At 43.5% G+C, this 12965-nt stretch carries 10 protein-coding genes; 2 read left to right on the top strand and 8 right to left on the bottom strand.

The window, feature by feature from the left end:
* Positions 1 to 23 precede the first annotated feature (23 nt).
* Together ACZ5XR_RS23570 and ACZ5XR_RS23575 are read right to left on the bottom strand one after the other, a co-directional pair.
* Positions 24 to 1235, bottom strand: coding sequence for a cytochrome c3 family protein (locus ACZ5XR_RS23570; protein ID WP_464498907.1), 1212 nt, complete (start codon positions 1233 to 1235; stop codon positions 24 to 26).
* A 36-nt stretch (positions 1236 to 1271) separates the two neighbouring features.
* Positions 1272 to 2540, bottom strand: coding sequence for a cytochrome c3 family protein (locus tag ACZ5XR_RS23575; RefSeq protein WP_464498908.1), 1269 nt, complete (start codon positions 2538 to 2540; stop codon positions 1272 to 1274).
* A 554-nt stretch (positions 2541 to 3094) separates the two neighbouring features.
* Here ACZ5XR_RS23575 and secA point away from each other — a divergent pair.
* Positions 3095 to 5608 carry a preprotein translocase subunit SecA gene (gene secA, locus ACZ5XR_RS23580; RefSeq protein WP_464498909.1) on the top strand — a complete coding sequence of 838 codons (2514 nt, stop codon included), beginning with the start codon at positions 3095 to 3097 and terminating at the stop codon, positions 5606 to 5608.
* Between the two features lie 302 nt (positions 5609 to 5910).
* Here secA and ACZ5XR_RS23585 read toward each other — a convergent pair whose 3' ends face one another.
* Positions 5911 to 6750 carry a DUF1028 domain-containing protein gene (locus tag ACZ5XR_RS23585; RefSeq protein ID WP_464498910.1) on the bottom strand — a complete coding sequence of 280 codons (840 nt, stop codon included), beginning with the start codon at positions 6748 to 6750 and terminating at the stop codon, positions 5911 to 5913.
* A gap of 151 nt (positions 6751 to 6901) precedes the next feature.
* On the bottom strand, positions 6902 to 7450 hold the full coding sequence (gene hpf, locus ACZ5XR_RS23590; protein WP_464498911.1) for a ribosome hibernation-promoting factor, HPF/YfiA family: 549 nt from the start codon (positions 7448 to 7450) through the stop codon (positions 6902 to 6904).
* 272 nt (positions 7451 to 7722) lie between these two features.
* Here hpf and ACZ5XR_RS23595 point away from each other — a divergent pair, with 272 nt between their 5' ends.
* Positions 7723 to 8217: a spore coat protein gene (locus tag ACZ5XR_RS23595; protein ID WP_464498912.1), complete on the top strand. Its 495-nt coding sequence runs from the start codon at positions 7723 to 7725 to the stop codon at positions 8215 to 8217.
* A 31-nt stretch (positions 8218 to 8248) separates the two neighbouring features.
* On the opposite strand, the gene ACZ5XR_RS23600 is transcribed toward ACZ5XR_RS23595, so the two are convergent.
* The 4 genes from ACZ5XR_RS23600 to ACZ5XR_RS23615 form a co-directional block, all read right to left on the bottom strand.
* Entirely contained in the window at positions 8249 to 8965 is a 717-nt protein-coding gene (locus ACZ5XR_RS23600; protein ID WP_464498913.1) for a phosphoribosyltransferase family protein, read from the bottom strand.
* Positions 8962 to 10443, bottom strand: coding sequence for an ATP-dependent helicase ComFA (locus tag ACZ5XR_RS23605; protein ID WP_464498914.1), 1482 nt, complete (start codon positions 10441 to 10443; stop codon positions 8962 to 8964). Before ACZ5XR_RS23605 ends, ACZ5XR_RS23600 begins: the two co-directional genes overlap by 4 nt.
* Positions 10413 to 11417 (bottom strand): NERD domain-containing protein, encoded by a 1005-nt coding sequence (locus tag ACZ5XR_RS23610; protein ID WP_464498915.1) that lies wholly within the window; start codon positions 11415 to 11417, stop codon positions 10413 to 10415. The genes ACZ5XR_RS23605 and ACZ5XR_RS23610 overlap by 31 nt, the downstream gene beginning before the upstream one ends.
* Positions 11418 to 12080: 663 nt before the next feature.
* Complete coding sequence (locus ACZ5XR_RS23615) at positions 12081 to 12920, bottom strand: DegV family protein (RefSeq protein WP_464498916.1); 840 nt, start codon at positions 12918 to 12920, stop codon at positions 12081 to 12083.
* Between the last annotated feature and the right edge of the window lie 45 nt (positions 12921 to 12965).

The raw sequence follows: 12965 nt of genomic DNA on the forward strand, positions 1-12965 counted from the left end.
CTCCTAATTTAGTAAATTGGCCATTATTGTTTATGGCATGAAATACATTTTGGTTTGTAATGGCAGGTATAACATCTGGCACTTGGCGCTTTAACTCCAGAAATGTCAATTGGGTGTATCTGTTTGAAATTTACGTTTTCATGACTTGCTGGGTGACAGCTGCTACAAGCTGGCGCGGAGCCTGGACTTTGTGTCGATACTGAATTTGAAACCAAACCATTACTTGTGATACTGCTTCCCGTTATATTCAGCTCATTGTGACACGCCGTACATTGCTGCGAATCTGCTTTTGCAATTGCACCATGCAGATTGACAAAGTTTGCACCATGGCTTGGCGGTTTTATAGTGGTATGGCACTTTTTACAGAATGTATTTTCTTTTGCATATTCCGGTGCGGAAATGGATTTTTGTTTAACATTACCTGTGTTTAGAAATTGCTGAGCAGGTGGTACAACTTGTAAATCCTTAATTTCATCATCTGACATGTACTGATGACAGACATTGCACTTTAAAACGTCTTTTTCAGCCAGCTTGCCGTGATCCTGAGTCTTAAAGGTTTTTTGCAAATGGGATTTTGGCAACTTACTGGTTGTGTGGCAAGTTTTGCAGGCGATTGAGACATCACGTGCTTTATGACATTCAATACAAGTTTCCATTTTGGGCTCTGTAAATTTCACATCACTCGTCATCGATTTTCCGAGCTTTGCATCCCATTTGTCATAATCTGATTTGAATGTAACGTTACGGTCAGATATATCTCCGTGGACAACACCACTATGACATTGAACGCATTTTACATCTTTTTGCAAGTGTTTTTCGTGGGGGATTATTAAATCCCCCCCTGGAGTTACTTGCCTTGTGGCCATATTGTGACACTTCTCACAAGCCGAATTTGGAATTTCCGTCGGCATTTGAATTGGTGCTGAATATGAATTGGTTGTTTTTTCATATACCTGAACTAAGCCGTTCGCTTTTGCTTTTGCAAGATTTTTTATTCCAGATCCAATATGGCAATTTGCACATTCCACTTCACTATGTGTTGAAGCTTTCCAAGTATAATATTCTGGTTTCATCTCATGGCATGTTTTGCAAAAACTTGAGCTGGAGGTCGATTCCACTCCGATTGTACCGATTGATAAGAAAAGTACTAGGAAGAACAGTGAAATTGTCATGATCTTGATGAACTTATAGCGTGAACGGGCAGGGGCAGGCAGCTCTTTTTGCTCCTCTTTCATTTCAAAAGTCCCTCCTGTTTAAAGACGAGTAGATTCTTAGTTTTTAACTGCACCCTTAAATCCGGTTCGATGGCAATTCTTACAATAGACATCTGTTGGGGCATTATTAAATTGTTTTTCGTCTTTTGCTTTATCCAGATTATGGCAGACAAAGCACTGCGCTTTTTGTTCATCAGTTTTTGCATGCGATGCATGTCCTGTCAGCCATTGGTCACTTGTTAAATGCCCGCCAGGCCGTTGTGCATGGCAGGTGTTACAGAACGTGCTGTTTCTTGCTTCTTCTTTAGCAGTTGCAAGACTTGGTACGTATTTTTGACCTTTTGGTCCCAATTTCAATAATGTAAGGATGTCTTGTTTAGGAATTGGCCTGGACCACTTAGAGTCTTGGTGGCATGTAAAGCATTTGTCTAATTCTTTTACAGCAGTTGCACCATGGTTGGTGTTCCAGGTTGTGTCCCGATGATCCTTTGGTGTGCTGATTTCTGAGTGACATGTCGAACATGCCATGGAAATTTTCAAGTGGTTCATATTATTGAGTGATTCCAGGATGATTTCTTGTGTTGCTTTTTTACCCTTTAAATCCGTTGTAGCGGCACTCGCCACGTTCGTTTTCGCCTCGTTCACAGCAGCTGTTTCTTCAGGGTTTGGCGGAACGAGATATTCTGGATCTTTCCAAGGTTTTTCACCTTTATTTACCTTGTTATGGCAATCAATACAGGTTCCCATGTTTGGACGTAAATATTTTTCTTCTATTAATTTTTTGGCTGTTGCCGGGCTCCATTTACTGCGATCAGCCGCCACGTTTAAATCACGTGAAGCAATCTTTGCATGCACAACACCAGAGTGACAGGTGATACAAGGAATACCATCTGCAATATGTTTCTGGTGGTTGACCTTTAGATCCCCTGAAGGCGTAACCAAACGGTTTTTAGAATGACATTGCAAACAGTTCTGGTTGGAAACCGCTTCATCAGCTGTTTGGACAATTTGATTCGGTGCACCAGTTACGTGGTAATAGACTTCCTTCAGTGATTTCACTTTGTGCGTCAGCATGTTTGTGAGTCCAGGTTTGATATGACACTGAACACAGGAAATCTGATTATGAGCGCTCGCTGTATACGTTGTATATTCCGGTGTCATTTCATGACAGTTGGAACAGAATGAAGGAGAGTTTGTATAGGAAAGAACTCCATATCCCCCTCCAAATACAACAATGCAGCCCACAAGTGCCGCAAATAATAATTTCCAGCGGTTGACTGGGTTCTTCCAATCTATATTTCTGACTTTTTGCCAGAGCCTATGCATTGGGCCAGCTTTTATTCTATTTTCTCTGGTTTCGGGATCTATCTCTCTGTTCTTTTTCCCCCAAAAGGCCACTTTACTCACCCTTCCCATATTGGATTCGTTCTCTATTTATTTTCCATTTTAACCTCTCTAAAGGTAGTATCTAACATTGACAAAGTATATTCCAATGTACAATTTGTGAATATTTTTTCAAGCGTAGACAAATCTGTTTTTACTCTAAAAACACTGTATTTATAAGGGTTAATAAGCAACATATCGATAGTGTTTAATTGCATATTAGATAATTTTTATACATATTTCTGCCACAATATTCACTTGAAGATTCATGGGGTAATTGGAAACTGTTTTTTAAAAAATGAATGCTGTCAATTGGATAATTTGTGACAGTAAAGGGGCAAATTTTGCTTCCATAGGAACTTTGTTGTCACCCCATAGCGGAAGTGGTAAGATGGATAAAGAAATTATCGAATGATTTTGAAGGGATTCAGCCCATTTCAGGCGAATTCATTCATTTATGGCTTTTGGCTATCTCGATTAAAAGGAGCGTTCACCATATGATGGGGATCTTAAATAAAGTATTTGATTTGAATAAACGCGAATTGAAACGATTAGATAAAATGGCAAATGAAGTTGAAGCCCTTGCAGGCGAAACGGAAAAGCTGTCAGATGATCAGCTGCGGGAGAAAACTGAGGAATTTAAAGCTCGCTATCAAAATGGCGAGTCACTTGATGACCTGCTTGTCGAAGCCTTTGCAGTGGTTCGGGAAGGTGCCCGCCGTGTCCTTGGATTATATCCGTATCATGTTCAATTAATGGGAGGGATTTCACTCCATGAAGGGAACATTTCGGAAATGAAAACAGGGGAAGGTAAAACGTTAACCGCGACCATGCCGGTGTATTTAAATGCCCTGTCCGGCAAAGGGGTGCACGTGGTTACCGTCAACGAATATCTGGCCAGCCGTGACGCTACGGAAATGGGTGCCCTCTATCAATTCTTGGGCCTAACCGTTGGCCTAAACCTGAATAGCATGGATAAAGATGAAAAACAGGCAGCATATGCTGCTGACATCACTTATGGAACGAACAATGAATACGGCTTCGATTATCTCCGTGATAATATGGTGCTTTATAAGGAAGAAAAGGTGCAGCGTCCTCTTTTTTATGCGGTAATTGACGAGGTCGACTCGATTCTTATTGATGAAGCACGGACACCGCTTATCATCTCGGGTTCAGCTGAAAAATCGGCCGCTCTTTATATTCAGGCGAATGCGTTCGTCCGGAATCTGCAAAAGGAACAGGATTATACCTATGATGAAAAAACCAAAGGCGTTATGCTCACCGAAGAAGGGATTAGCAAAGCGGAGAAGGCATTTAGCATTGAAAACCTGTTTGATATGCGTCACGTGTCTTTAAACCATCATATTAATCAGGCCCTAAAAGCTAATGTCAGCATGCACTTGGATGTTGATTATGTCGTTCAGGACGGCGAAATTGTCATCGTTGACCAATTTACCGGCCGTTTGATGAAGGGACGCCGCTATAGTGAAGGTCTGCACCAGGCGATTGAAGCAAAAGAAGGCTTGGAAGTCCAAAATGAAAGCATGACCATGGCGACGATTACGTTCCAGAACTATTTCCGTATGTATGAAAAATTAGCCGGTATGACGGGTACCGCAAAAACGGAAGAGGAAGAATTCCGCAATATTTATAATATGAATGTAATCGTCATTCCGACCAATCGTCCGATTGCCCGTGATGACCGCCCAGATTTAATTTACTCTTCAATGGATGGTAAATTTAGAGCGGTTGTTGAAGATATCGCAGATCGTCATAAAAAGGGGCAGCCCGTTCTTGTTGGTACGGTGGCGATCGAAACCTCAGAGCTTATTTCCAAGCTTTTATTGAAAAAAGGTGTCAAACACAATGTGTTGAATGCAAAAAACCATGAGCGCGAAGCAGAGATTATCGCGGAAGCCGGTACAAGTGGAGCGGTTACAATCGCCACGAACATGGCCGGCCGTGGTACGGACATTAAGCTTGGAGAAGGTGTAATCGAGTTAGGCGGTCTTGCCGTAATTGGTACCGAGCGTCATGAAAGCCGTCGTATTGATAACCAGCTCCGCGGACGATCTGGTCGTCAGGGAGACCCGGGGATTACTCAGTTTTATTTATCGATGGAAGACGAATTGATGCGCCGCTTCGGCTCTGACAATATGAAAGCGATGATGCAGCGCCTGGGCATGGATGATAACCAGCCAATCCAAAGTAAAATGGTGTCAAAAGCCGTTGAATCCGCCCAAAAACGCGTGGAGGGCAACAACTTCGATGCCCGGAAACAGCTATTACAATATGACGATGTTCTTCGCCAGCAGCGGGAAATTATTTATAAGCAGCGCGATGAATTATTAGAATCCGAAAATCTTCGCGAAATTGTGGAACAAATGATTTTGAGAACGATTGAGCGCTCCGTTGCGGTTCATGCCTCCTTAGCTGAAGATGAGGAAGCTTGGGACCTGCAGGGAATTATTGATTATGTGAACGCAAACCTTCTATTTGAAGGCGACATTACGCTTAATGAGCTGAAAGAAAAAGAACCAGAAGAAATAACCGAGGCGATTTTTGCGAAGGTGAAAGAACGTTACGATGAAAAGGAACAAATTCTATTCCCAGAGCAAATGCGTGAATTTGAAAAAGTGGTTATGCTTCGTGCCGTCGATTCAAAATGGATTGACCATATCGATGCCATGGACCAGCTTCGTGACGGTATTCATTTGCGTGCCTATGGTCAAACCGATCCATTACGGGAATACCAGCATGAAGGCTTCGCCATGTTTGAAGCGATGGTCACCTCGATTGAAGAGGAAGCTTCCATGTACATCATGAAAGCAGAAATCCGCAACAATCTTGAGCGCCAGGAAGTCGCTAAAGGCCAGGCGGTAAATCCGAAAGAAGATGGTGAACCTGTTAAGCAAAAGCCGAAGGTCAAGCAATTGGACATCGGCCGCAACGACCCATGCATTTGCGGAAGCGGGAAAAAATATAAGAACTGCTGCGGGGCTGGGAAATAATATTTAGGTTTAGAGGCGAAATCTCGAGGGATTTCGCCTTTTTTATTTATTTTATACAGAGGTTGGCGGATGACTTTTGCAGAGGCAGGCGATGATTCCGCGGGATATCTGGTAAATTCTGCGAGTTTCTTATCTTATTCCGCGGGAGTCCGATTTAATTCCGCGAGGTTTTCCTACTTTTCCGCGAGTTTCTCAATTTATTCCGCGAAAATACTCGTTATCTACACAAATTCATAATAAACTCCAGCCCATTAAAAAGAAAAAGACCACATTCCAATACTGTGGTCTTCATCCAACAACGATTATTTTTTCATAAAGTCCAGTACATCTAAATCTATGTATCCTCTTTTTTGCTCGCGCATTTCAAAGTTTTCCGTATGGATGTAGTTGGTTAGAGCTTGGTAAATTTCATCATCGCCAGTCGCCTCTTCCTTGAGATAGCCCGTTTCGGAGAGATGATGAATCAATTCCTTTTTGACATCTCCTTCAATGGCCGCTATACGATCAGACTTTGATGGAGCAAAATACAATTGCTGCAGATGATAGATTCGAATTAATTCTTTGATTGGGTCTGGATGGTCGTCTACTCTTAGATCAATAAAGCGATCATTGAAACCGCCGTAGCCGCCTTTTTCCTTTACTACATATAACGCAGCTGATTGCATCCCTCTGCTGTCTCCACCAGCCTCCTGACCGGCATCTAATGCGGCAAGAAGACGGGCTGCGAGTGGCCCCTCGGCTTCTGAAAAAATCCTTCCCATCGCCTCTACCGTTTTAGCGTCCACTAATATATTCCCCTGCGCAGCAAAATGGGTGCCTGTCACCCCGCCTGCCCAGTCATAGCACTCTTTTCCGGTATAGGTGGTGGCATTTCCGAAGGCGTCTATCAAGCCCACTTGACGCATTTCTCTTTCTGGATCATCCCGTAATAATAGGGCGAGCGCTTCCTTTGCAGTTTTACCTTCCTCCATCAATGCCAACGCTTTCGGTCCATAGGCGGTGTTTGCGTAGGATTGTGTCGCCACTGCCCCTGCACCTGCCTTCGCCCAAGGAACTACTGCCCCGACACCTAGAAATTTGGATTGAACAGCGATTCCCCATTCTTTTTCGACTGGGTCGTAGCCGATGATTGAAAAAGTCATTGAAAAATACCTCCTGTTTTGGGTTATTCCGCGGGAATTCACCATAATTAAGTGAAAACTATTTTAACCTAGTAATTCTATTATACAGAAAAATCTGATATATTACTAAATAAAAAAACGCAGCCCCTATGGACTGCGTTTCTATCTTTCATTAATGAGCTTCAATTAAGCCGTAGCGTCCGTCTTTACGTTTGTAAACAACGTTGGTACGGTTTGTATCGGCATTGGTGAAGACATAGAAATTATGGCCTAACATATTCATTTGCAGGATTGCTTCTTCGCTATCCATTGGTTTTAGGTCAAACCGTTTCGTACGAACTACTTCAAGCTCATCATCGTCTAAATCATGAACCTCAGTGCTTTCTGCAGTTGCAAATGTGATTGGAAATTCACCTTTTTCACGGAATTTGCGGTTAACCTTTGTTTTGTGTTTGCGAATTTGACGCTCAAGCTTGTCAGAAATTAAGTCAATCCCCGCATACATATCAACATTTGTTTCTTCTGCACGAAGAACAAGATGCGGCAGTGGTATGGTTACCTCAACTTTTGAAGTTTTATCTTGATTGAATCTTAAATTCACATTAACCTTTGCTTCAGGTGATTCGGTAAAATACCGTTCCAATTTTGCAATTTTCTTTTCTACATACTCTCTAATTGCTGGAGTTACCTCAATGTTTTCACCACGAACGTTATAATTCATAAGTGAACTCCTCCTTTTATTAAAAGCTATGTAAATACATTTCTATTTTGCCCTATGATTATCCTGCTAAAACCGAATAATAATTTTGTCGAATTATTGACAAAAACACGGGAGAAATAGTGACAATCTGCTATTCAGTTGTATAAAAGTGGATAATTATCCCTAAAATGGAGAGTTGTATATAATTCCATTTTAATATTCATTTGGACAAATTGCCAGTTAAAAGCTCAGGGAATAGGCTAAATGGTAAAAAAATGAATGGAGGCATCCGAATGAATCATGAAGTAAGAAAGCCGCTCGCCTGGCATGAAACAATGGAATTGCATGAAATTGTAGCTTTCCAATCCCTCGGGCTGATGAAATTAAAAATGTCGATCAATAAGGTACCCGATCATGAATTAAAGGAACTTTACAGAAGGTGCATCCACGAGCTGGAATCAAATTTAAATGAGCTGCTCAAATTTTATTCGTCAGCACCGGGCTATCAGCCAAGGGAGATCACGGTCCGGGAAGATGTCAGCTTTTTTGCTGCCGAACTCCTTGCCTTATCATCAGAATCAGTCCGATGTCTGGCCCATGCCATTACCGAAACGGCGACGCCTGCCTTAAGAAAAACCTTTACCAATCAGTTAATTGCCGCCATTCATGGACATGAAAGAGCCTTCAACTATATGCACAAACATGGCTACTACCCTGCCTACGATCTGGAGCAATTGCTTGGCCAGGACGTTCATAATGCCCAAACAGCTTTAAATATGAAATTTTAGTCCTGCAAGTGGCGGCATCAGCTGCCACTTTTTATCTTGCAAGCGTAAGCGATTGAACGCTGGCTGCACCCGCTTGCTTTATTAGCTTTGCTGCATGCCTCAGGGTCGAACCGGTTGTATAAATATCATCTAGTAACACTACTTTTTTGTTTTCTACCGAGATGGCTGGACGGAGAGCGAAAACCTGTGGGAGATGAATTCTGTCGGACCTGGACTTTTTCGATTGTTTCTCCGAGTGAACGCGCGTTAAAAGAGGGGATACTTCGAATCCCGCTTCAACGATTAGTGCAGCTGATTGATTAAAGCCCCGCTCATAAAGCCTTGTTTCGCTTAATGGAATGGGAACAAATAGATCACAGGCCATTAAGTCCAGGATTTCCTTGATCGATTCCGCAAATGCTTTGGACAGTACATAGTCACCGCGAAATTTATATCTTGCAATAACTTCTTTTAAAAATTCATTATAAAGATAGAGGGAAGTGTTTTTTTCAAGATATCCATTCCAATCCACGTCCTCTTCCCAACGCTGACAGTCATGGCACCGATCACCATGGCGAAACCTTTCAGTCAGATTATGAAGTGGACGGCCGCATATGCTGCAGGTTTCACCTGAAATTTTTTCAAGCTTCCCTTCACATTCAGAGCATAATAACGGTTCCTTTTTAGCTGAAATAAGGGCTTGCCAGCCAATGATGGGCGCGATTATCCCATGGCAGATTAAACAGCGATTTTGTTGGAATCCCTTCATGTATCAATCAGCCCCTTTTTGATTCCCTCACGGTTCATGGTGATAATTTGCTTGCGAGCCTTCAGCATTTCTTCCGTTTTTCCAAAATGAAAAAAGGTGATGTCCCCATTGGGATAATCAGCACTTCTCCCTGCCCGGCCGGCTATTTGTACAAGGGCACTTTCTGTAAAAATCCCATCCTCTGCCCCCACTACCGCAACATCAATATTCGGAAAGGTAACACCCCGCTCGAGAATGGTGGTCGTAAGAAGTAAAGGAATTTTCTTCGCACGCATTTTTAAAACCTTCTCCTTCCGATCAGGATCCTCCGCATGGACAGCCTCAATATTCTCATTTAGTCTGCAGAGGATTGGCAGGGCTTTTTCCATTAAGCGAATATGGGGAAAAAAGATTAACGCTTGCTTTTCAATTTGGAGACGGGCTGTTATCCATTTTAGGACATTGGGAGGAAGCTGACCTTTTTTCAACAGCTTCTTCCAATTCCCGCACCATTTAAATTGGGGCACAGGGAGCGGATGCCGGTGGAATCTGGCCGGGATGGTGGTAAAATCTCTTTTCCCTTGCCTGCATTCCATTTGCCATTTTGAATTGGGTGTAGCGGTCAGATAAATAATGGCAGAGACAGGCTTGCGGGCATTGGCGGCTGCATATTGAAGCGATTCCTCCACTGTGTATGGAAAAGCATCCACTTCATCGAGGATGATCGTGTCAAAAGCCTGATAAAAACGGAGGAGCTGATGGGTTGTGGCAATGGTAAGAGGTGCTGACAGATGTCTGTCTTCACTTCCACCGAATAAGGATGCGACTGATATGCCGGGAAATGCAGCTTTGATTCTTGGGGTTAGTTCCAAGACCACGTCGGTTCTTGGCGTCGCAATACAAACCCTTTTTTTCGCTGAGAGTGCTGCTTCAATTCCTGCGAAGAGCACCTCGGTTTTTCCTGCCCCGCAAACGGCCCAAACGAGAAGCTCTTTATTTTGTTGTATCGCCTCGACTACCTGGTTTGATGCCTCCTGCTGCCCCTTTGATAATGTTCCGCTCCAGTCCATGACTTTAGGCGGTAAGCAAAATTCTGGTTCTGGTCCATTCCAGCCGATAAGTGGCGTACATTCGCTGATTCTTCCCATCATTAGACACTGGCGGCAGTAGAGGCAGGATTCTCCGCATCGTGCACACGGAAACACTGCAAACCATTGCGGATCCTTATTGCCGCATCTGGCACAGAAAGGCTTTTTCCACTGGTAGTCAATTCCTTTACGATAGTTGATGTATCCATTTTGATAGTGGGCTTGAATTTCGATGTGTGGATGCGGGATATCGTCGGGGAGGAGCTGTTTACCCGCTAGCAGATGCTGAAGCTCGGGATTGTATCGGAATGTTGGATTTACGGGCTGCTGCGGGATGGCTGCAATTTTGGATATCGGCAGTGAATCCTCTTTTTGCGGGATCAGCATTCCATTAATTGTGGCAAAACGCACGGGGGCACCTTCTCTATCGGTTGATGGTAAATGCGGCTTTTTGTATTGCCAGTCCATTCCAAGTTTAATGATTGGAGATGTTTTTGGGCGATATTGTTGGAAGGCAGGTGGAGGAAATGGCGGCATTCGGAATTGGTAATGGTTGGTTTAATGATATGGAAATAGTCGTAGTTGGCCTCAATAAACTCGTCCTTCGAGATCGTTTGACATTTTGAGCAATGCCATTTTCCTTTTGAATAGAGCATTGGCATATGCAAGCACTTTGGACATATTACTCCGGAACGGATAGAGTCGGGCCCAAGTTTGAATTCATCCAGAATATTTATTTTTTGCGGGTTGTGATTGTTTATTAGGAGATTTCCCATTTCGGTGATGGCTGTGGAATCGACTTTTTCTTGGTGATAGATTTTTTCATAATCATATATTTTATTTAAAACGTCTCTGCCTTTACATACCTTACTAAAATCACCTCGATCTCCAGGCATTGTTTTTAAGGTGGTTTTAACATTGGCAAAAAAAACGAGGGTTTCGATTGGCAGTTGGGTTATTCCGCGATAAGCGAACCAATCTTGTAAAAGGGTACGGTGCCATTTTGCCTGAACACGCGGGTCCTCAAAGGTTTCTTTCTTGTTATCCTGAATTCTGATGAGTTGGTTGAACGTGCTATCAAATATGAGGGTACCGGAGATATTTTTGGCTTCAATAATGAGAATATAGCTTCGGGAGAGGAGCAGTGTATCAATTTGGAAGTGGACTCCGTGGATTTCTAGGTGAAGGTCGTGAAAAATGAGGTACTTTCCTGGAGGCAGTTTCTTCATATAGTTGCTTAAAATGATTTCACCCCAATATCCTGCTCTTCTTCTTGCCAGATTGCTTTCGACCTCTTGGAATTTGCTATGGCCAAGTATCAATCGTTTGAATAAAATTTCAGTTAATATCAATCTGAGCGGCATGGGTAACTCTCTTGCTATCAAAGATCATCACTCCTTTTGTTTTTTTACATATTTCTACATTAATTGTCGAGATTCCTGCCGGATTTGGAAATTTTTTTTGTTGAGGTGAGGTGTAAATGCTCTGGTGTTGGGAGGGATTCAGCGGGTTTGGGTTGGAATTCCGCGGGGGTTCGGATTATTTCCGCGAGTCTCGAGCGAAATTCCGCCAGCTTTGAATCGGATTCCGCGTAAATCCCGAGTAATTCAGCGCAACTGCTTTAAATTACCTATTTTAATAGCTATCTACTTGCGTTGGGCATGAACTTTTCTTTGCCGTCGGTCGATTCCGCTGGTTCGGAACGGAATTCCGCGGGGGTTCGGATTATTTCCGCGAGTTTCGAGCGGAATTCCGCCAACTCTAACCCGGATTCCGCGTAAATCCCGAATAATTCCGCTCGATAGCTTGAAATGACCTATCCTTATAGATATCTACTTGTCTTGGGCATGAACTTTTCTTTGCTATAGGTCGATTCCGCGGGTTTGAAACGGAAATCCGCGGGTTCTCAGACTAATTCCGCGACTTTCGGACAGAATTCCGCTAACTCTAACCCGGATTCCGCGTAAATCCAACATAATCCCGCGAACCACCCATCCAAAACAAAAAGCCACCCCAGACTCAATGCCCGGGATGGCTGCAGCATCCATTTATTTTTTCATCCAGCCCATTCCCATGGCGCCTTCGCCGAGGTGGGTGCCGATGACAGCGCCGAAGTAGCTGATCCAAAATTCAACATTTGGATATAAAGCAGAAAGCTCAGCCTTCCATTCTTGTGCTTCTATTTCCCGGTTAGCGTGGATGATGACCGCTTGATAGGCAGCACCGTCCTTGACATCCTCACCAAGGAGGTCGGCAATCCGCTTCATGGCTTTTTTCCGGGTGCGGATTTTTTCAAATGGCACAATGATCTTATTTTCAAAGTGCAGGAGCGGCTTCACCTGGAGCAGGCTGCCGATGAAGGCTTGGGCACTCGAAAGGCGGCCGCCTCGCTGGAGATGGCCGAGATCATCAACCATGAAATAGGCACGTGCCGTTTGTCTCAATTCTTCGAGGCGCACCAGGATTGACTGGGTGGATTCACCCTGTGAAGCCATTTTGGCTGCTTCGAGCGCGTAAAAACCTTGGACCATACAGCTGATTTCGGAATCAAACGGATATATTTTGATTCCCTCTACCATCGTTCCGGCGGTTCCGGCACCTTGGAAGGTACCGCTGATTCCACTGGAAAGGTGGATGCTGATCACGGCATCGTATTCATGGGATAGCCTTTCGAACAGCTCGACAAATTGCCCGATGGAAGGCTGTGAGGTCTTGGGAAGGTCTTTCTGCTTCACCTCATCGTAAAATTCACTTGCCGTAATGTCGACTTCTTCCTGATAGGACTCGCTGCCGAAAATGACATTTAACGGGATCATCTTAATATTCCATTTATCTCGCAATTCTTTCGGAATGTACGCTGTACTATCCGTGACCACAGCCGTTTTCATAACATATTTACCCCTTGTCTATTACTCTACTATTTGTTTTTTTAT

The sequence above is a fragment of the Neobacillus sp. Fa239 genome (genome assembly GCF_055395235.1).